The 19743-nt window shown below is 47.9% G+C and carries 19 protein-coding genes and 1 riboswitch; of the genes, 2 read left to right on the forward strand and 17 right to left on the reverse strand.

Annotated features, from left to right (window positions below; translation table 11 throughout):
* Positions 1 to 126: 126 nt before the first annotated feature.
* The 15 genes from purN to NST45_RS23920 form a co-directional block, all read right to left on the reverse strand.
* Positions 127 to 744: a phosphoribosylglycinamide formyltransferase gene (gene purN, locus NST45_RS23850; protein WP_076100606.1), complete on the reverse strand. Its 618-nt coding sequence runs from the start codon at positions 742 to 744 to the stop codon at positions 127 to 129.
* Positions 744 to 1784 carry a phosphoribosylformylglycinamidine cyclo-ligase gene (gene purM, locus NST45_RS23855; protein ID WP_076100605.1) on the reverse strand — a complete coding sequence of 347 codons (1041 nt, stop codon included), beginning with the start codon at positions 1782 to 1784 and terminating at the stop codon, positions 744 to 746. Before purM ends, purN begins: the two co-directional genes overlap by 1 nt.
* Before the next feature lie 562 nt (positions 1785 to 2346).
* On the reverse strand, positions 2347 to 3843 hold the full coding sequence (purF, locus tag NST45_RS23860; RefSeq protein WP_036680905.1) for an amidophosphoribosyltransferase: 1497 nt from the start codon (positions 3841 to 3843) through the stop codon (positions 2347 to 2349).
* Positions 3828 to 6074: a phosphoribosylformylglycinamidine synthase subunit PurL gene (gene purL, locus NST45_RS23865; RefSeq protein ID WP_339824028.1), complete on the reverse strand. Its 2247-nt coding sequence runs from the start codon at positions 6072 to 6074 to the stop codon at positions 3828 to 3830. The genes purF and purL overlap by 16 nt, the downstream gene beginning before the upstream one ends.
* On the reverse strand, positions 6052 to 6741 hold the full coding sequence (purQ, locus tag NST45_RS23870) for a phosphoribosylformylglycinamidine synthase subunit PurQ (protein WP_036680909.1): 690 nt from the start codon (positions 6739 to 6741) through the stop codon (positions 6052 to 6054). The genes purL and purQ overlap by 23 nt, the downstream gene beginning before the upstream one ends.
* A gap of 5 nt (positions 6742 to 6746) precedes the next feature.
* The gene (gene purS, locus NST45_RS23875; RefSeq protein ID WP_036680912.1) at positions 6747 to 6992 is read right to left on the reverse strand and encodes a phosphoribosylformylglycinamidine synthase subunit PurS; all 246 of its coding nucleotides are present in this window, start codon (positions 6990 to 6992) and stop codon (positions 6747 to 6749) included.
* Positions 6993 to 7116: 124 nt separating this feature from the next.
* Positions 7117 to 8007, reverse strand: a complete 891-nt coding sequence (locus NST45_RS23880; protein ID WP_076215805.1) for a phosphoribosylaminoimidazolesuccinocarboxamide synthase — start codon at positions 8005 to 8007, stop codon at positions 7117 to 7119.
* Positions 8008 to 8319: 312 nt separating this feature from the next.
* Positions 8320 to 9615, reverse strand: coding sequence for an adenylosuccinate lyase (gene purB, locus NST45_RS23885; protein ID WP_036680917.1), 1296 nt, complete (start codon positions 9613 to 9615; stop codon positions 8320 to 8322).
* Between the two features lie 5 nt (positions 9616 to 9620).
* Positions 9621 to 10742 carry a 5-(carboxyamino)imidazole ribonucleotide synthase gene (purK, locus tag NST45_RS23890; protein WP_256721529.1) on the reverse strand — a complete coding sequence of 374 codons (1122 nt, stop codon included), beginning with the start codon at positions 10740 to 10742 and terminating at the stop codon, positions 9621 to 9623.
* Complete coding sequence (locus NST45_RS23895) at positions 10645 to 10881, reverse strand: hypothetical protein (RefSeq protein ID WP_249267791.1); 237 nt, start codon at positions 10879 to 10881, stop codon at positions 10645 to 10647. Before NST45_RS23895 ends, purK begins: the two co-directional genes overlap by 98 nt.
* Positions 10850 to 11335, reverse strand: a complete 486-nt coding sequence (purE, locus tag NST45_RS23900; protein ID WP_038568659.1) for a 5-(carboxyamino)imidazole ribonucleotide mutase — start codon at positions 11333 to 11335, stop codon at positions 10850 to 10852. Before purE ends, NST45_RS23895 begins: the two co-directional genes overlap by 32 nt.
* A 305-nt stretch (positions 11336 to 11640) precedes the next feature.
* A riboswitch (purine riboswitch) is annotated at positions 11641 to 11742 on the reverse strand.
* A gap of 233 nt (positions 11743 to 11975) precedes the next feature.
* Entirely contained in the window at positions 11976 to 12410 is a 435-nt protein-coding gene (locus tag NST45_RS23905) for a universal stress protein (protein WP_036680923.1), read from the reverse strand.
* A 40-nt stretch (positions 12411 to 12450) separates the two neighbouring features.
* Positions 12451 to 12714: a DUF1294 domain-containing protein gene (locus NST45_RS23910; protein ID WP_036680925.1), complete on the reverse strand. Its 264-nt coding sequence runs from the start codon at positions 12712 to 12714 to the stop codon at positions 12451 to 12453.
* A gap of 91 nt (positions 12715 to 12805) precedes the next feature.
* Positions 12806 to 14029: an MFS transporter gene (locus tag NST45_RS23915; RefSeq protein ID WP_081388178.1), complete on the reverse strand. Its 1224-nt coding sequence runs from the start codon at positions 14027 to 14029 to the stop codon at positions 12806 to 12808.
* Between the two features lie 161 nt (positions 14030 to 14190).
* Entirely contained in the window at positions 14191 to 16326 is a 2136-nt protein-coding gene (locus NST45_RS23920) for a DNA topoisomerase 3 (RefSeq protein ID WP_076215798.1), read from the reverse strand.
* 127 nt (positions 16327 to 16453) lie between these two features.
* Here NST45_RS23920 and tsaA point away from each other — a divergent pair, with 127 nt between their 5' ends.
* Entirely contained in the window at positions 16454 to 16900 is a 447-nt protein-coding gene (gene tsaA, locus NST45_RS23925; RefSeq protein ID WP_036680929.1) for a tRNA (N6-threonylcarbamoyladenosine(37)-N6)-methyltransferase TrmO, read from the forward strand.
* Positions 16901 to 16950: 50 nt separating this feature from the next.
* Entirely contained in the window at positions 16951 to 17868 is a 918-nt protein-coding gene (locus NST45_RS23930) for an AraC family transcriptional regulator (protein WP_076215794.1), read from the forward strand.
* Positions 17869 to 17974: 106 nt separating this feature from the next.
* Here the strand turns inward: NST45_RS23930 and NST45_RS23935 are convergent, their stop codons facing one another.
* Together NST45_RS23935 and NST45_RS23940 are read right to left on the reverse strand one after the other, a co-directional pair.
* Complete coding sequence (locus tag NST45_RS23935; RefSeq protein WP_076179746.1) at positions 17975 to 19162, reverse strand: DUF4179 domain-containing protein; 1188 nt, start codon at positions 19160 to 19162, stop codon at positions 17975 to 17977.
* Complete coding sequence (locus NST45_RS23940; protein WP_076128449.1) at positions 19137 to 19724, reverse strand: RNA polymerase sigma factor; 588 nt, start codon at positions 19722 to 19724, stop codon at positions 19137 to 19139. Before NST45_RS23940 ends, NST45_RS23935 begins: the two co-directional genes overlap by 26 nt.
* Positions 19725 to 19743: the final 19 nt, after the last annotated feature.

A 19743-nucleotide genomic window follows, 5' to 3' on the forward strand; every position in this document is an offset into this window, starting at 1 on the left:
ATCTGACTCTATTACCTACTACACGACACATAATGCCGCTTATGCAATATTTCCCGAGAAATACCCTGAAATCTCTCCGCCTGTCACCAAATGTCGATCCAAAACTTCGAATGGCTACAGTGTGGCTTACTTTTCGCGGATAATCGTCTTTCTTCCACTCAGTTCCACTTTCCCGCTGGCGAAAGCGCCAACCACTTCAGGATACAACTCATACTCAACCTTATGAATCCGTTCCGCCAATGAATCTGCCGTGTCGTTATCCAACACAACTACGCTACGCTGAGCAATAACTGGCCCGGTATCCATACCTCCATCGACAAAATGCACAGTGACTCCCGTCAGCTTCACGCCATAATCCAGCGCTTGTCCGATCGCATCCTTTCCAGCAAAAGCAGGCAGCAGCGATGGGTGAATGTTAATAATCCGACCCGCATACGGCGTTAAAAGCACTGGTGTAATGAGGCGCATATACCCTGCCAGCACAACCAGCCCGATATCCCGCCGCTGAAGCTCTGCGACAATCTCTGCTTCGTAGAGCTCACGGCTGGCGAAGTCTTTTGGCCGCAGCAAGAGGGCGGGAATTCCCGCATCCTCCGCACGTTGTGCTACAGGCGCTTCCGGCTTGTCCGAGACAAGCAATTCAATCCTGCCGTCTCCAAGCAAGCCTGCTCTCTGTGCCTCGATCAGTGCTGCAAAATTGCTGCCCTGCCCCGAAGCAAAAACAGCGATTCGACTTGATTGCATCACACTTCAGCTCCAGTAAAGGTTACTTTGCATTCCCCTTCTGTTACTTTACCAATGATATACGCCTCTTCTCCGCTAGCTTTAAGCAGTTCAAGAGCGCGTTCTCCATCAGCAGCGCTAACTACCAGAACAAGACCAATTCCCATATTAAAAGTAGTGAACATATCACGGTTGCTTACGTTACCTTTGTCCTGCATCAATCCGAAGATTGGCAGAATCGGCCACGATCCGTAATTGATCTCCACATCTACATTATCAGGCAATACGCGTGGGATATTCTCGATGAATCCGCCACCCGTAATGTGAGCCATACCTTTTACCGGAAGCTGCTCCAGCAGTGCCAGCAAAGGCTTCACATAAATCTTAGTTGGTGCAAGGAGTACATCCGCCAGCGGAGCGCCAAGCTCAGGAAGCACGTCTTTCAGACCATAACCCTCTTGCTCAAGCAAAAGCTTACGCACCAGCGAGAAGCCATTGCTGTGCACACCACTGGAAGCCAGACCAATCACTGTGTCTCCAGCAGCGATGTTAGCGCCTGTTACCAGCTTCGCTTTGTCAGCTACGCCCACTGTGAATCCAGCGATATCATATTCACCTGCTGAATACATACCCGGCATCTCAGCCGTTTCGCCGCCAATCAGTGCACAACCCGCTTGGTGACAGCCTTCAGCGATTCCAGCTACGATAGCTTCGATTTTCTCCGGCACCACTTTGTCGCAAGCCAGATAGTCGAGGAAAAAGAGTGGCTCTGCACCTTGCACTACAATGTCGTTCACGCACATAGCTACAGCGTCGATGCCAATCGTGTCATGGCGATCCGCCGCGAATGCGATTTTGAGCTTTGTGCCTACACCATCAGTTCCCGATACAAGCACTGGCTCTTCATATTTATCTTTATTGAGGCCAAACAGTGCTCCGAACCCACCAAGATCCGTCATTACTTCTGGACGGTAAGTACGTTTTACGTGCTTTTTCATGCGTTCTACCGCTTCATTACCAGCCGCAATATCCACTCCGGCGTTTTTATAAGCTTCCGACACTATTGGACACCTCATCTTTTAATAGTTTAGAGCGCGTTTGGGCGCATTCGGCTTTTGGGTGGTTGTAGGGGAGTTATTGCGAGGAATGTTTGGACTTCCGATCGCTGTTATGGTTGGATTTCCTGATTCGAACCGCTCTTCGCGGTAGAAATCCAACCATAAAGGCGAACGCTACGCTTCTACAGTTCCAAACTTCCTCTCCATAACTCCCTCCAACCACCGGTTTGTCCCTACTGCAAGCCGCAGTGCGCGCCTTGCACACGGACCTCAAGACCTCGGTGCATGAGCTGCGCCATGCACCTCCTTAAGCGAGACAAGCGGCCCTCGTATTTGCGAAGCAAACAGAGGGAAGCTTGGCGAGCCAGTCCCGGCGGCGGATGCAGCCGGGGGGCGGAGCGCCGTAAAGCGTGTCCCGTCCGTGCGCAGCACACAGGGACAAAGCGAGCACTCGTACCCAAGTCTTCTTAGCAAGTTATAATCCAACTCCTACCGCCGAGCTTTCGGGTGGCCGGAGGGCAGAGCCCTTCGGAATCCCCCTTTGAAAGGGGGACTTAGGGGGATGTCAACACGAGCAGCCATCTTTCTCTGCCCCGCCAAAATCAACCTGCGTCGGGTAATCATTATCAAAGCAAGAAAGGCAAAGTCCGCCTTTGTAGTCATCTTTGTTGTGTCCACCAATGGAAGAGATTAAGCCTTCCGGCGACAAAAATGCCAAGGAATCGGCGTTGATCTCTTCGCACATTTCCTCAATGGTCTTGTAGGACGCGATGAGATCGCGGCGGTCTGGTGTATCAATGCCGTAGAAGCAAGGATTCTTGAACGGCGGTGAAGTAATCCGCACATGCACTTCAACAGCTCCCGCTTCCCGAAGCAGATTGACGATTCGGCGTGAGGTCGTGCCACGAACGATAGAATCATCGATCATAACGACACGTTTGCCATCAACTACACTGCGCACGGCGCTCAGCTTCATCTTCACACCTTGCTCACGCAGTTCTTGGCTCGGCTGGATGAAGGTCCGTCCAGTGTACTTATTCTTAATGAGCCCAAGCTCATAAGGAATTCCCGTTTGCTCGGCATACCCGATGGCTGCTGAAATACTGGAATCCGGCACACCGGTTACGAGATCAGCATCGACAAAAGCTTCCAGTGCCATGCGGCTACCCATCCGCTTACGGGCGGAGTGCAGGTTAGAGCCGTTCATATCACTGTCTGGGCGTGAGAAGTAAATATACTCCATCGCGCACAGCGCTTTACGTTTGGGTTCGGTAAAACGGTCCTCTAAGAGGCCGTTTTTGTCGAGGACTAGCAGTTCGCCCGGCTCAATATCTCGAACCAGCTGTGCCCCAATGACCTCTAATGCGCAGGACTCGGAAGCAAAAATATAAGCTTCACCAATCCGTCCCATCACTAGCGGACGCAAGCCATGGGAATCTGAAGCGACAATTAACTTGTCATTTGTCATAAGCAGAAAAGCAAACCCGCCAACGAGCTGCTGCAGCGCATCTTTTGCCGCTTCAACAAAATCCTTTGGCGAACGGGCAATCAGATGCGCCAGCACTTCTGTATCACTCGTAGTTTGAAAGATCGATCCGCTTTGTTCTAGCTGTTTGCGGATCAACGGTTCATTTACTATGTTTCCGTTCGTAGCAATCGCCAAATCGCCGTCACGATATTTAAATACCAGTGGCTGCGCATTGGTTAAGCGGCTGTCCCCACTGGTGGAATAACGTACATGCCCAATGGACATGTCTCCAACCAATGAGGCAATTTTGTCCTTGTCGAATACTTCTTTTACTAACCCCATCCCGCGGTGATAGTTGAAATCGCGACCGTCTGCTACGCAGATTCCCGCACTTTCTTCCCCACGGTGTTGTAAGGCGTGTAAGCCGTAATAAGACATGGACGCCGCTTCCGGGTGTCCGAAGACCCCGAAAACGCCGCATTCTTCTTTTAATGTGTCAAAAATATCTCCCGAGCCCGTTCCTTCATTGTAAAAGTCACCAGTCCACAGGATAGGAGTCTCCTGCTCTTTCCCGGTCTTTATTTCATAAGACATGGAATAGCATCCTCCCAAACGAATTTCAATTCTGCTACAGCTTCATCTAGTGCGGACACGCCGTCCAGATTTACGCGCAGTCTGTCTCCACCTACAGTTCCGATGATCTCCACTGGAACACCGCTGGCTGCAATCGCTGCTTTCAGCTCTTCCGCACGTTCAGGAGCTGCTGTCAGCACAATGCGTGATTGGCTTTCGCTGAACAATGCTACATCAGATCTAAGACCGTTAGCTGAAAGCTCAACGTTCGCTCCGATTCCGCCGCTGATACAGCTCTCTGCAAGCGCTACGGCAAGTCCACCTTCGGACAAGTCATGCGCGGAACGCACCAGACCGCCACGAATTGAGGTAAGGACTGCGTTCAGCAGTTTTTTCTCAGTAACCAAATCCAAAGCCGGAGGACGACCTTCGGTCACACCATGAACAGCATATTGGAATTCACTGCCGCCCAGCTCAGCCTTGGTCACTCCCAGCAGAAGAATAGAATCTCCTTCTTGCTTGAACCCTTGAGTCGTAATATGATCCGTGTCCGCTACTAAACCAACCATGCCGACAACCGGCGTTGGATAGATGGAACCCGTAGTATTTTCGTTATAAAGACTGACATTACCACCGATAACCGGAGTATCCAGCACACGACAGGCTTCAGCCATACCATCAACCGCACGCTCCATTTGCCAGAACACATCAGGCTTCTCAGGATTTCCGAAGTTCAGGTTATCCGTAATAGCCAGCGGTTCAGCACCGGAACAAACGATGTTGCGTGCCGCTTCGCTGACTGCAATACGTCCGCCCACTTCAGGATCAAGATGAACATAACGGCCATTACAGTCTGTAGTCATCGCAAGTCCTTTACGAGTACCATGAATGGTAACTACAGCCGCGTCAGATCCAGGGCGTACAGCTGTGCTCGTCCGCACCATGTAATCGTATTGATTGTATACCCATGCTTTACTTGCTACGGTTGGTGATCCAAGTACTGTACGCAATGCACCGCCCAGATCTGTAACTTCCTCGTAACGAAGGGTATCTACCTTTTCATTCGCAATATAATAAGCAGGAACCTCAGAGGGTTTATTATATACTGGGCACTCATCCACGAGCGCCGTTACTGGCATGTCACCAACAACCTCGCCGTGATGATACAATTTCAAGCGGCCATCATCCGTAACTTTACCGACTTTACAGCAGATAACACCCCAGCGGTCAAAAATCTCTTGTGCCTGGGCCTCATCCTTCGGCTCAACGACGAACAACATCCGTTCTTGTGATTCTGAAAGCATCATTTCGTAAGGCGTCATGCCCTCTTCACGTTGTGGCACCTGATCAAGATATAGCTCCAGACCGTTGCCTGCTTTACTTGCCATCTCCGCACTAGAGCATGTAAGACCCGCTGCACCCATATCCTGAATCCCGATAACGATGCCGCTGTCGATCAGTTCTAGACAAGATTCCATTACGAGCTTTTCCATAAATGGATCGCCGACCTGTACAGCGGTACGTTTAGCTTCTGATTCCTCACTAAGCTCTACCGATGCAAAAGTAGCACCATGAATTCCATCACGTCCTGTAGGAGGGCCTACATAGAAGACTGGGTTGCCTACACCCTTAGCTACACCACGTTGGATTTTGTCATGATCGATCAGACCCACACACATTGCATTAACTAGCGGATTGCCATCATAGCTATCATCAAACATGATTTCGCCGCCAACCGTTGGAATCCCGATACAGTTACCATAACCAGCAATACCAGACACAACATGTTCGAACAAATATTTTACTCGATCACTTTCCAGCTTCCCGAAACGTAGTGAATTGAGGATTGCGATAGGTCTGGAGCCCATGGAGAAAATATCACGGATAATCCCGCCCACACCCGTTGCCGCACCTTGGAAAGGTTCTACCGCTGAAGGGTGGTTATGACTTTCGATTTTGAAAACAACCGCTTGGTTGTCACCGATATCTACAATCCCTGCGCCCTCGCCAGGTCCCATCAGGACACGTGGTCCGGAAATTGGGAAACGTTTCAGGAGTGGTTTGGAGTTCTTATAGGCACAGTGCTCGGACCACATTACGCTGAATACGCCGATTTCAGTGTAGTTCGGCAAACGTCCCATAAAAGACTTGATCAGCTCATATTCGCTGTCCGACACACCGAACTGGCTGTAAATTTTCTGCTCCGCAATCTGTTCTGCGGTCGGTTCCTTAACGGATACTTGCTGCGTCATGACGATCCCTCCAAGTCTTCAGTATGGATGTAAACATTCTTTTGCCGTCTTCTGAACCAAGTAAACTATTAGCCGCGCGCTCAGGGTGAGGCATCATGCCAACCACATTCCCTTGTACGTTACTAACACCCGCAATATCGGCTACGGAGCCGTTAGGGTTATCGCTATAGGTAAACACGATCTGATTGTTAGCTTTCAGCTCTGCCAAAGTCTCGTCATCACAGTAGTAGTTTCCTTCACCGTGTGCGATTGGGATGATGATTTCTTCATCTTTAGCATAGTCAATAGTAAATGGGGTTTCATTATTAACAACCTTAAGCACTGTATCGTGACAGCGGAACTTCATCGACATGTTGCGGCGAAGCGCACCTGGCAGCAAACCAGCCTCAGTAAGAATTTGGAACCCATTGCAAATGCCTAGCACGTATTTCCCTTGCTCTGCTGCTTTAGCAACTTCCGCCATAACAGGAGCAAATCTCGAAATCGCGCCACAGCGCAGGTAATCACCATATGAGAATCCGCCTGGAACCAAAATGCAATCATACGCCGACAAATCCGTCGCTGTATGCCACACATAATCGACTGGTTCGCCGAGACTGTCCTCTACCGCCTTGTAGCAATCAATATCACAGTTGGAGCCTGGGAAGACAAGTACAGCAAATTTCATGTCGTTTAGTCCTCCAATTCGTAGCGGTAATCCTCGATCACCGTGTTGGCAAGTAGCTTTTCGCACATTTCCTTAAGACGCACTTCCGCTTCAGCACGGTTATCCGTATCCAAAGTCAGCTCCATATATTTCCCGATACGCAAGCTTTCAACTTCTTGGAAGCCTACCGAATGAAGTGCTCCTTGTACTGCTACCCCTTGTGGATCAAGAACGCTTTTCTTTATGGTGACATATACCGTCGCTTTTAACATATGCTTGTAGTTCCTCCTAAATTTTAATGAGCATACCCTCTGAAACTGAAATTCTACAATGAGTACATTTAGCTTCAAAAATATATACTGAATTTATTCCCATGAGTGCACACACTATGTTGAACTATAAAGACTTGCCAGTAAGACGATGATAAATGTCCAGATAACGCCGTGTAATTTCTTCTACTACTTCAGTTGGGAGCGGATCAGGTTTACTATTCTTATCCCAGGCAGATGCAGATAGATACGTACGAACAGGCTCTTTATCCATACTATCAATTTCAATATCAAGCGCGTATTTATCCTTAGCCCAGAAGCGGGAAGCATCCGGTGTAAAAATCTCATCGATCAGAATCACCTTGCCGTCCAACAAGCCGAATTCGAATTTGCAGTCCGCAAGAATGATCCCCCGCTCAGCACAATACTCTCTAGCAAAAGCGAACAGCTTTAAGCTCTTTTCCTGCAGCTCAAGCGCCAGATCAGCTCCGATTAATTCCTGCATTTTCTCAAACGGAATATCCTCATCGTGACCTACATCATTTTTAGCCGCAGGGGTAAAAATCGGCTCTGCCAGCAGCGCGTTTTTGCGGAGGTTAGCAGGAAGCTCAATACCATTTACCTTGCCGGTTTCTTGATACTGTCTCCAGCCGCCGCCAGTGATGCATCCACGCACTACGCATTCGATATCAATGCGCTCCGCTTTGCGTACCACCATGACACGGTTTCTGAGGGCCTCTTTGTCCTTAACTACGTCGCCAAGCAGATCCACATCGATATGAACGACATGATTCTCCATCAGCTCTTTAGTCTGTCCGAACCAGAACGCGCTCAGACGGTTAAGCACATTACCCTTTTCAGGGACCGCCGGGTCCAGCACATAGTCAAAAGCAGATATCCGATCCGTAACTACGATCAGTACATTTTCCCCTAAATCGTATAGCTCGCGAACCTTCCCTTTGTAGAGCAGCGGCGCATTGATGAGTTCCACGGCTGTGGATACGGCCGATGATGTCATGACCTTTCCTCCCTTGAACTAATGATCATTAATTATTACTTGAGCGAAAACGTCTCTTGCAAAATCGGAAATATCTGTTGGGTCAATCGGGCCACTACAAGAAATGTTTGGACTTCCGATCGCTGTTATCCTCAGATTTCCTGATTTGAACCACTGCCCGTGGTAGAAATCCGAGGATAAAGGCGAACGCTAACGCTTCTACAGTTCCAAAATTTCTCTCCGTTCCTTATCGACCAGTTGCATTTCAATTCTGCACAACATTAACCGCTCGTACTATTCCTAGCTCCTTAGTTCACCACTAACTTATCTTTTTTAGATAAGTTCTAGCTTGCGGAAGATGGTATCCACATGCTTAAGGTGCCAAGAAGGGTTAAATGCATCTTCAATCTCTTCTGGGGTGAGGACATTAGTGATTTCAGGTGTAGCTTCCACGATATCACGGAACTGCTTTTGCTCTTCCCAAGCTTGCATCGCACGTGGTTGAACGGTATCGTACGCTTGCTCGCGGCTGAAGCCTTTATCAATCAGCTTGGTTAAGATCCGGCCAGAGAAAGGAACGCCGAAGGTACGGTTCATGTTACGCTTCATATTCTCTGGGAATACAGTCAGGTTCTTCACGATGTTTCCGAAACGGTTCAGCATGTAGTTCAGCAGCATCGTTGCATCCGGAAGGATGATACGCTCCACTGAAGAGTGCGAGATATCGCGTTCATGCCAGAGCGGCACGTTCTCATAAGCTGTAACCATATGTCCGCGAATCACGCGGGACAGACCGGAAATATTCTCGCAGCCAATAGGATTCCGTTTATGCGGCATAGCAGATGAACCCTTTTGACCTTTGGCAAAAGCTTCTTCTACTTCGCGAATCTCACTCTTTTGCAGAGCGCGGATTTCGGTAGCGAATTTGTCTAGCGAGGTTGCTACCAGAGCAAGAGCTGCCATATACTCAGCGTGACGGTCGCGCTGTAGAGTTTGTGTCGAGATCGGTGCAGGGCTTGTACCCAGCTTACGGCAGACAAATTCTTCTACGAATGGATCAATGTTGGCATACGTACCAACGGCTCCGGAGATTTTGCCAAATTGCACACCGTTCGCAGCATGGCGGAAACGCTCCAGGTTACGTTTCATTTCTTCGTACCACAATGCCATTTTCAGACCAAAAGTAGTTGGCTCAGCATGAACCCCATGAGTACGGCCCATCATCGGTGTATCTTTATAAGCAATAGCTTTATCTTTAAGGATCTCAATAAAGTTGATGATATCCTTCTCTAGAATCTCATTCGCTTGACGCAGCAAGTAACCCAGTGCTGTATCCACCACATCTGTGGAAGTAAGGCCGTAGTGTACCCATTTGCGTTCTGCGCCAAGGCTTTCGGAAACCGCACGTGTAAAGGCAATTACGTCATGACGTGTTTCCTGTTCGATTTCATCAATACGTGCGATGTCGAATTTAGCATCCTTACGCAGCTTAGCAGCGTCTTCATGTGGGATGACTCCCAGCTCCGCCCATGCTTCACAAGCGCATATTTCCACTTCCAGCCACGCTTTGAATTTATTCTCCTCAGTCCAAATGGCCCGCATCTCGGGTCTGCTGTAACGTTCGATCATATTCTTTAGTTCCTCCAAAGTTTAGATTGCTCCACCCAGGATAGGCCGTCTCCGGTATCCTTGCACAGCAGATTGATATGACCCATCTTACGACCAGTCTTACTCTCAGTCTTGCCATATATATGAAGCTTAGGTACAATACCCAGCTTATTATCTTTTTCCTCATGTGTACAGGTCGCTTTAATAGCACCATCCAAATGCTGACCTAATACATTTACCATAACTACAGGTGTCAAAAGCGTTGTATCGCCCAGCGGCAGATTACAAATCGCCCGGACATGCTGCTCGAACTGTGAGGTCACGCAAGCATCCATGGTGTAATGGCCGGAATTATGCGGCCTTGGTGCCAGCTCATTGACGAACAATTCACCGTCCGCTGTGACGAACATTTCCACGGCAAGCAGTCCAACCGCATTCAGCCCTGCGATTAAAGTCTCAGCCAGCTCGCAAGCTCTGCGCTGAATGTCTGCTGACACTCTTGCAGGTACAATGGACAGATGCAAAATATTATTTACATGAATGTTCTCAGAAGGCGGGAAGCTTTTGACCTCCCCAGATGCACTACGTGCAGCAACAACGGATATTTCGCATTGAAAAGCTACAAACTTCTCAAGCACCAGCTCCGGAATCACCTCACCGGGTGCAACCTGCCGGAAAGCTTCTTCCAGCTCTTCTTCCTGACGAATCACAGCTTGACCCTTGCCGTCATAACCGCCTGTGGCTGTCTTGAGCACACAAGGTAGTCCAAGTTCAGCCGCCGCCTGTTTTAGCTCCGCAAAGCTGTCCACCTTCCGGTACGGGGCGACCGGAACGCCCGCCGCCTCGATGGCGGCTTTTTCGCGCAGCCGATGCTGCGTGGTATACAGCAGCGCGCTGCCCTGCGGCACGTACGATTCCTCCGCCAGCAGCGCGGCTACGCCCGCGTCGACGTTCTCGAACTCGTACGTGATGACGTCCGCGCGGCGGGCCAGCTCCCGCGCCGCGTCCCGGTCGTTATACGCCGCCGTGATCTGCGGCGTAACTTGACCGCTAGGCGCATCCGGCGCAGGATCCAGCGCCACGAAGCGGTACCCCATGGCGCTGCCGGCCAGCGCCATCATGCGCCCGAGCTGCCCGCCGCCGAGCACGCCGACGGTCGAGCCGGGCAGCAGCGTCCGGACGGTGTCCGCACCGGACGCTTGTGCGGCTGGCGAAGCTGCGCCGCCAGCCTCCTGCAGCTTCAGCTCCTCCGGTCTCATAAGCTGTCGCTGCTTTCCAATACTTCATCGCGGATCGCATCCCGCCGCAGCTGCACACGCTGCTGCACTTCAGGGTCGAACGCTCCGATGATCTGTGCGGCCAGCAGGCCTGCATTTACAGCGCCTGCCTTACCAATAGCTACCGTTGCTACCGGTATGCCTCCAGGCATCTGCACGATGGAGAGCAGCGAATCCAGCCCATTAAGTGCTTTCGACTGCACGGGCACTCCAATCACTGGCAGGATTGTCTTTGCAGCCACCATACCCGGCAAATGCGCGGCGCCGCCTGCTCCTGCAATAATCACGCGAATGCCGCGGCCTGCGGCTTCCTCCGCATAGCGGAACATCAAGTCCGGTGTACGGTGCGCGGATACTACCTTCTTCTCATAAGACAATCCCAGCTCTTCCAGCACCCTACAAGCGTGCTCCATCGTATCCCAATCCGACTTACTACCCATGATGACAGCTACCTGCACAGACATGATTCGACCTACCTTCCAATCACTAGTATGAGATATCTTTATCTTGTAAATCCGAACAAGCAGAGACTACATTCTCGTCCTTCAGGGATGACTATCGTTTTCCTTAATAATATAAGGTTGATATATTACGTGTAACTTATTCCTTATATTAAAAAAGCCCGATGTCCAGACGCATTTTGCTGCGGGAGGATCGGACTAGTAAAGGAATTAGGAAAAAACACTCCCGTTTGCCTCTCACCAAACTGGCATTAAGCACGGAAAGCTGCACAATGCATCACTCCATTATCTGGACTGAACTATCGCATTCTAGCATCCTATTTCCTCGTAGTCCGGTAATTTACGGTTCCCGGGTAGAAACTTCCGGGCCATATTCCCGGTTTTATACGAGCTCTTCATGACATCAGTTTAACAATCCCCTACACATGATGTCAACTCAAACACGAACATTGGTAAAAACACGATAATAAATGTTCGCTTTTGGACGAATTTAAATTCTCAATAACCTTATATTTTGTGAAGAAAGACTTCTTTCCGTACACTCCTAGCTCTAACACTCTATGTTGTTTAAGCTCCAGAATACGACCTATACTTCCTTAAATTGAAAAAAAGGAACGCTATCAGCGTCCCTTTGAACTCTATATTATTTTACAACCAGCACTGGAATACGAGCGCTTTGTACTACATTATGGCTGACACTGCCCAGAACAAATTCACGTATACCGCCAAGCCCACGGCTGCCGATAACTATGATGTCTATAGCATTTTCCTTAGCATATTTCAAAATCACTTCCGCAGGAGATCCTTGTAAAAGCTCAACCTCAGCATTCAGGCCTTCAGCCTCAAGGCGTCCCTTCACTTCTTCGGTAGTCTGCACTGCCAAATCATAATATTCTTTATTTACTGAAGCTGGTAGAGGTGCAAGAGCTTCTCCGATAAAAAATCTTGGGAATTCAAATGCGTGTACGACATGCAATATAGAACCTGGTGTGACTTTAGCGAGTTCAATTGCGCGCTCCAATGCTTGATTAGAAGCCTTTGAACCGTCATAGGCTAGCAAAATTTTAGAGAATAACATGTACGCCACCTCTTTTTCTAGTTTGTAATCCTAAAGACTATTATCTTAAAAAATAGCTGTACAAAAAGATATTCAGCAGCAGCAGAAGCGGAATTCCGATCCTGAAGGATGTATGACGCGTCTTGTGGCGCTTACGGTACATGGCAATCAGCACACCTAGTGCGCCGCCCATGGCTGCCAGCAGAAAAAGTGTTTTCTCAGGTACACGTTCCCGCCTTTTGCGGGCTTTATTCTTGTCCTCGGACATCACTACATACCCGATAATATTAATTACCACAAACCACAACATTACAACCTTGACCATTCTCCCGGGCTCCTCCTCCTTGCTTCCTATCTCTATTATATTCCCCTTTTGCACAAAAAACCAATCATCCTTACACGCTCTGCCAAGTCTGTTAAGTTTCTTTAAGCTGCTTCTGCTTCGTATTCTTCATCCATACCCAGGATAAAATTGTAGCCAACGCCGCCGCAATCCCACCTAACCAGAATCCTCCGGTCAAGCCATATACAGAGCTCATCCAACCTGCTACAAATGGCCCTGCTGACATCCCTATCGCATAAACGGCCTGATAGAAACCCATAGCTGTAGCCCGTTTAAAGGGATCTATTTCTGATACCGATTTACTCAACAGCAGCGGAAAAATAAGTCCCTGCATAAAACCATTCCCCACCTGAGTCAGACAAAGTGCCGCTAACGTTGACATAGAGGGAATGAGCAGCGTAAACAGTGCGCTTCCCGCAAAGCCTAGCATAAGCTTCCCTCTATCACCCAGTAGCCCTCCAAACAGACGTGAACCGTAGAGTGTTGCGATGGCATGCGGAATCATAAAAGCGAGTGTTAGCCAGCCCAAACTTTCTTTGCTTGCTCCGATATTCAGCGCCTGATTCGGAGTATATCCGAACATCGTTATAAATAGCACACAGTGTGCCAGCACAGACAACAGCGAGACTTTTACCAGCAGAGGTTCCTTTACGACACCAGCCAGCTCCTTGATCTGTATGGCATTTTGCCGTTTTTCCTGCTTTTGTTCCGGTAACCGAAGCGCAAGAATTAGTGCCGCAATAGCTACAATTCCACCAATCAGGAAGGGGGCATTCCAGCCCCAATGCTCTACCATATAGCCGCTGATCATCATGCTGGTCAATTGGGCGATTACTGTAGTAAATTGCAGCATGCCCATTGCTTTTCCAGCTTCCTCTTTTGGAAAATATCCTGCGAACATCACAGAGTACACAACCCATGCCGATGCTGCTATCCCGGATACCGCACGTGCTGCCAACGCCCAACCCGGCTGTGCTCCCCACATAAAAAGAAAACAGCTGACTCCACTCGCAATCAATCCCAGATAGATAAACGGCCGCCGCCTATTTAAATAATCTGAACCGATGCCAATGGGTATACGGAATAGGATCTGCATTAACCCATATATCCCAAGCACCATACCCACCATAAAATACGATGATCCCAAATGCTCAACATATGGTGAAAGCACCGGCACATAAATATAAGAAGAGAACCAAAACATAAATACAATAACCAAAAAGAAAAACCTGCTGCTTCCCTGCCCCTGTGGGCGATCTGCCGCTTTCAACGGATTCGCCTGCTGCTCAGCTGCCACCTAATCACCTGCTCCACTCATTTGCTTACCATTCTAATTCAAGGCCTATCCGTAGACCACATAAACTTACTAGGATAGAAAAAAGACTACTGAGCACACTCAGCAGCCTTCATTATTCTAATCATTCGTTTTAATTGAAGCTAACCATCCGATGATTCCTACTACTTATCCTTCTTTTGTCCTTCAAGCGCTGCTTTCAGCAGTTCCCCAAGGTTAGAACCTATGCTTTCCTGCTTACTGTATTGCTGCACCAGCTTTTGCTGTTCACGTTTATTAACATGCTTGTGATCCTTATCTAAGGTCTCTGTGATTCCACAGCCTAGACATTGTACGAACATGCCTGCTTTACCCTCTTTAAGCTCCATTTTCTTATGGCACTGTGGGCAGCGGCGATTCGATAGTCTTTTCTCACCTGCACGGGTGTAACCACAGTTATCTGCAGGACATACCAGCAGCTTCCCTCGTTTGCTCTTCTTCTCGAGTAGTCTTGTACCGCATTCCGGACAATGGCTGTTAGAGACATTATGCGGCTTATATTCTGCTCCGCTAGTTTTCACACCTGTTACCAATTCCTGTGCCATACTGCGGATACCTTGTAAAAAGAGCTCCGGTTTGCCTTGACCACGCGCTATTTTCTCCAGCTCAGCTTCCCAACGTGCGGTTAGATCTGGGGTACGTAGCTGAGTGGATACCAGCTCGATTAACTGCTTACCTTTTCCTGTCGGATGCAGGAGATTACCTTGCCGCTCAATCGTATCGGAGCTTACCAGCTTCTCAATAATATCCGCGCGGGTAGCCGGGGTTCCGAGGCCGTGTTTCTCCATTTGCGTCAACAGCGAAGCTTCATTATAACGCTTCGGTGGCTGCGTTCGGCCAGCACGCACCATACAGCGGCTAATCGTGACAGCAGCCCCTTCGCGCAGCTCAGGCAGCTTTACACTGCCCGCTGCCGGCTCGTCCGCAGATTCCTCCTCGTCATCACTACTCATATCTCCGCCGTATACTTCGCGCCAACCGGCATCTTTAACCGTCGTCCCTTTGACATGAAAATTTTCGCCTTCTACATTGACGGTTACAGCTACCGCATCATAACGAGCTGGCGGATAGAACAAGCTTATAAAACGCCGCACAATCAGATCATACAACTTACGTTCCTCAGTACTCAAACCATTTAACAATACGGTCTGTTCTGTAGGAATAATAGCATGGTGATCACTGACTTTACTATCATCCACGATTCGTTTCGTAATCGGCAGCTGCTTGCGCAGCAATGGACGTGCTAACGCTGCATATGGACCGACCGCAACACTATCCAGTCTTTCCTTGAGTGTGCCCGTCATATCTGAAGTTAAGTAACGACTGTCCGTACGCGGGTATGTGACAAGTTTATGCTGCTCATATAACCGCTGCAGCACACTGGAGGTCTGCTTCGCGGAGAAGCCGAACTTCCGGTTCGCATCACGCTGCAGTTCAGTCAGATCATAAGCCAGTGGATGAGGTTCACTTTTCTCACTCTTCTGTACCTTAATAATACGGCCGCTGCGTCCTGTAAGCTTATCCTTTAAGCTGGCTGTCTTATCCTTTTCGAATATCCGACCATCACCGTTACTGGCTCGCCATGCCGCTTGGAAATCCCCAAAATCAGCAGTCAGCGTCTCAAAATCGACGGAACGGAAACCCGTAATCTCCTGTTCACGATCCATGATCATCCCTAATGTCGGCGTTTGTACCCGTCCTGCTGAGAGCGGCGAACCGAACTTACAGGTCAAAGCTCTCGTGACATTCAGTCCAATCATCCAATCCGCCTCTGCGCGGCAACGTGCAGATTCATACAACCGATCAAATTCCCGACCCGGATGGAGTTTTGCAAATCCCTCTTTAATTGCCTTATCAGTCTGCGAGGATATCCATAACCGCCGGAATGGCTTCTTCCACCCTGCCATATTCATAATCCAGCGAGCCAGCAGCTCCCCTTCACGGGCAGCATCTGTAGCAACAATAAGCTCCTCAATGTCCTGACGTTTCATTAGATGCTGGACAGCCTTGTATTGCTGGTTGGTCTCCCGCAGCACCTTCAGCTTGGTCTTCTCCGGCAAAATCGGCAGATCCTCCAAGGCCCAAGTTGCAAACTTTTTATTATAATCCTCAGGCTCTGCCAGGCCGACCAAATGACCAAGCGCCCAGGTAACCACATATTTTGGACCTTCAATATAACTCTTCTGTTTATTATTACATCCCATGACCCGTGCAATCTCGCGTGCAACAGACGGCTTCTCCGCCAGTACTAGTGTCTTCATAATGCTCCCCTTTCCACATCAAATTTCATTATAGCATTAAATGAATGTTAGCAAATATCGTCAGGCTTTACCGTATGCCTCTGTTATACACTAGATCATATCTGATACCCGAAAGGAGTCATAGTCAATGTATGAACAAGAAAGCTATAATATAGTACCTATAGGATGGGTTAGAGGTACAGCACAAAATTTGCGGCTTGAAATCAACCCGGAATTCAGACCGGCGCTTAAAGGTTTATCTCAGTTTAGTCATTGCCAAGTGCTTTGGTGGCTGCATGAGTTTGCAGATGATCATTTCCGCCAGACTACACAGATTCAGCCTCCTTATGATGCGACCTTAACTGGAGTATTCGCTTCCCGTTCCCCTATTCGCCCTAATCCGATTGGGCTAAGTGTAGCAGCAATCCTGTCTGTCGATGTAGACTCTGGAATAGTAGAGGTGGCCGGGCTTGATGCCTATCCGGGTACACCGGTTCTCGACATCAAAGCCTATTTTCCTAGTGCAGATCGCGTAATGGAAGTGACTGTTCCCGATTGGGCTGCTGCTTGGGGCGACTGGACAGCAAATAATTGAAGTAATCGTGCTAGACACCATTTCTATTAACTGTTATGGGAGGACATCTCTTGAACAATCGCCAACTAATCATTCAAGCCTTAGATCTCATTGAGGATCGCTTAACCACGTTTCTTCCTGTAGCTGTCCTCTCCAAAGAAATGGGATACTCCCTTTATCATTTCACCCGTCTATTTCAAGCAGTCACTGGGATAGCACCCGGCGACTATATAGCCAGACGCAAAATCACTGAAGCAGCCTTGGACATTCATAGAATGCCAGAGCGCTCACTCCAGGACATCTCATTAGACTATAACTTTAGTAACTATGAGACCTTTACCCGTGCCTTCAAAAGAATGCTGCACACGACTCCCTCTCTTGTTCGAAAAAGACTTACTGAAACGAAACTCCCTTTGCTCTCTAGACTATATGAACAGGATCTACTTCAATTCCTTTCTGATAGTGATCTCTCCCCCCAGCTCGTTGATTTCGGGGAAATTATACTTCAAGGACCTGTAGTTAAAGTAGACCATGATTTCTCCGTCATTTCTGATACTTGGCCTTTGCTTTTCAATAAGGTAGCCACTATATCGGATAGAATACAGCCTGAAAAATATTATCAGCTTGGCTTCTGGCCAGATGACTATGAGAGTAATGGGTTTTCGATCATGTGTGCCTGCGAAATTAGTCCTATAAAAGCAGACCACAATCAGACTTTCCCCCTTCAGATCTTACCACCCATACGTTATCTGAAATTCATCCATAAAGGCCGCTCTTGTGGTATCCCTTCTACCTATAAATATATCTACGGAATCTGGCTGCCGAAAACAGAATACAGGATGTCCATTTCATTTGAATTGGAATATTATGGTGAATTGTACCTTGGACCAGATAACGAAAACTCGGTGAGTGAAATCTACATTCCGTTAGATTTTTTACAAGAAAAGACTACGTTGTCGTCTTTTATAGATGACAACCGTTACTCTTAGAAATATAAAGATATTATAGTTTTGTAGCTTATAAATTCTCATTTTTAACAAAAAGCCCGTATCTGCTATGCAGACACGGGCTTCTTTTTGCTTATGGAATTAATAGTTACTTTTGCTCCACCTGAATCGTTTGTTCAAGCTCCGGATAATAATGTTTAACTTGTTTTCCTTCTTCATCCCTTAATGCTTTATGGTTTTCATCAATGGAGTAAGTAAACGGCTTAACTGTAATTGTCTTTGGTGTTTGCGCGAACGGAATGAAATCTTTGTCTACCAAAGGATAGACTATAGCTGGCAAGTTAAATGACCCACCCGATGAGAACGCATTGCCTAGTTCATCAACAATTTCATAGAACATTTCAGAGGTTGTGTATCCATCCTTTTCTTTCACAGTTGGCGCTTTACCTTCTTCGCTGAGCTGTAATCTGCTTGTGGCTGGAGTTAATTCCAGCTTGGTAATCGTATAACTGAATTCTTCTGCCTCTTTTGTTTGGTTCAGATCAAGCTTGATAATTCCTTCCGTTACTTTTTTCACCGGCACCTTGATTACAAAAGGCTCTGCAATTTGTGTAACCGGCACACTGATGCTTAATTCAAATTCATCCCCCAAAGCCTCTATATTATTTAGATTTCTGTAATCGTATAAAATAGCATTCTTTTTGCCCTCAACATCACCAAAAGACGACATTTGGCTCTCCAGTTTTTTCCCATTCGGCAATTTCACTTCTGCTGAACCCAACAACCCTTTTTCGGACTGGTTCATTGTCACTTTCCCATGTTGTTCTGTTAGCGATGGATCGAACTCAATCGGTTCAATAATCATCTCAGCCATCATCTTATCATTATCAATGCCTTCCCGTTCAATCGCAAAAGCCAACCGCGAGCCGTCATAATAGGCATCGGTAACCTTTAAGGTCACTCCATCATGGGTAACGCTTTGGTTAGGGGCAGTAGATAATCCTTTTTCCTCAGCAGCATTTAGACCTTTATCGTCAATTCCCTTAAAAATACTACCTACAACAGGAATCTGCTTCAACGTTTCAGCCATGACCGGGGATACAAATCCGCTACCGATTATGCCCGCACCCAACACTGCTGCTGCCGAGGCAGCCACCAATGATTTTTTTAGGAACTTATTTCCATTTTTTCTTGACGCTCGTTTTTCCATTCCCTCGTCTCCTATTCGCTTCATAATTGAATCGCTGAAACTGTCTACCGGCATTTCATGATTTAGGAATGTTTGACGAATGTGCTCCATCTTCTGACTTTCAGTTGGATCTTGCCATTTCTCCATGAGGGCTGCCTCCTTCATTCATTCTTTGCCGGACTAACTTTTTGCGTAGACGTTCAAATTTTTTACGTAATGTAGCTGAATTACAATCCATAATCTGACCCATTTCTTCAAAGCTGTACTGCTCAACCACCTTAAGAATCAGGAGATTGCTCTCTTCGGCTGTCAGGTCATCCATAAATAACTTCTGCAATGGCTCCTCATCGTTAGGATTATAATAGGCTTTGGGCTGCTGCTCTTTATATAGCGATAACAGACGGTTTCTTCGCTTGCGTTTGCGAACCTGATCCAGACAATGATGATAGGCCACTTTATACAGCCATGCACTAAAAGAGACTCGTTTCTCATAACGTCTGAGTTCCTGATACACTTTTACAAATATATCTTGCACAGCATCCTCTGCTTCTTCATGACTTCTCAAAATATAATAGCAATACGTATAAATCTTTCTTTCATAGGCTTGTATTATAGTTCTATAGGCTTCGCGGTTACCCGCAAGAACCTGATCGATAGCCTCTTCAATTATTGTTTGATTCACTTGGACCCCGGGGCTGCGACGTTCCAAAGAATCACCTCCTTGTTAT

Origin of the sequence: Paenibacillus sp. FSL R7-0163, from assembly GCF_037969975.1 — a bacterium.
Taxonomy (GTDB): domain Bacteria; phylum Bacillota; class Bacilli; order Paenibacillales; family Paenibacillaceae; genus Paenibacillus_AQ; species Paenibacillus_AQ odorifer.

Coding starts and splice junctions, on each gene's coding strand:
- purN (WP_076100606.1), bottom strand. CDS start 744: ATGCAATCAAGTCGAATCGCTGTTTTTGCTTCGGGGCAGGGCAGCAAT.
- purF (WP_036680905.1), bottom strand. CDS start 3,843: ATGTCTTATGAAATAAAGACCGGGAAAGAGCAGGAGACTCCTATCCTG.
- purL (WP_339824028.1), bottom strand. CDS start 6,074: ATGACGCAGCAAGTATCCGTTAAGGAACCGACCGCAGAACAGATTGCG.
- purQ (WP_036680909.1), bottom strand. CDS start 6,741: ATGAAATTTGCTGTACTTGTCTTCCCAGGCTCCAACTGTGATATTGAT.
- purS (WP_036680912.1), bottom strand. CDS start 6,992: ATGTTAAAAGCGACGGTATATGTCACCATAAAGAAAAGCGTTCTTGAT.
- NST45_RS23880 (WP_076215805.1), bottom strand. CDS start 8,007: ATGACATCATCGGCCGTATCCACAGCCGTGGAACTCATCAATGCGCCG.
- purB (WP_036680917.1), bottom strand. CDS start 9,615: ATGATCGAACGTTACAGCAGACCCGAGATGCGGGCCATTTGGACTGAG.
- NST45_RS23895 (WP_249267791.1), bottom strand. CDS start 10,881: ATGAAGTATTGGAAAGCAGCGACAGCTTATGAGACCGGAGGAGCTGAA.
- purE (WP_038568659.1), bottom strand. CDS start 11,335: ATGTCTGTGCAGGTAGCTGTCATCATGGGTAGTAAGTCGGATTGGGAT.
- NST45_RS23905 (WP_036680923.1), bottom strand. CDS start 12,410: ATGTTATTCTCTAAAATTTTGCTAGCCTATGACGGTTCAAAGGCTTCT.
- NST45_RS23910 (WP_036680925.1), bottom strand. CDS start 12,714: ATGGTCAAGGTTGTAATGTTGTGGTTTGTGGTAATTAATATTATCGGG.
- NST45_RS23920 (WP_076215798.1), bottom strand. CDS start 16,326: ATGAAGACACTAGTACTGGCGGAGAAGCCGTCTGTTGCACGCGAGATT.
- tsaA (WP_036680929.1), top strand. CDS start 16,454: ATGTATGAACAAGAAAGCTATAATATAGTACCTATAGGATGGGTTAGA.
- NST45_RS23935 (WP_076179746.1), bottom strand. CDS start 19,162: ATGGAGAAATGGCAAGATCCAACTGAAAGTCAGAAGATGGAGCACATT.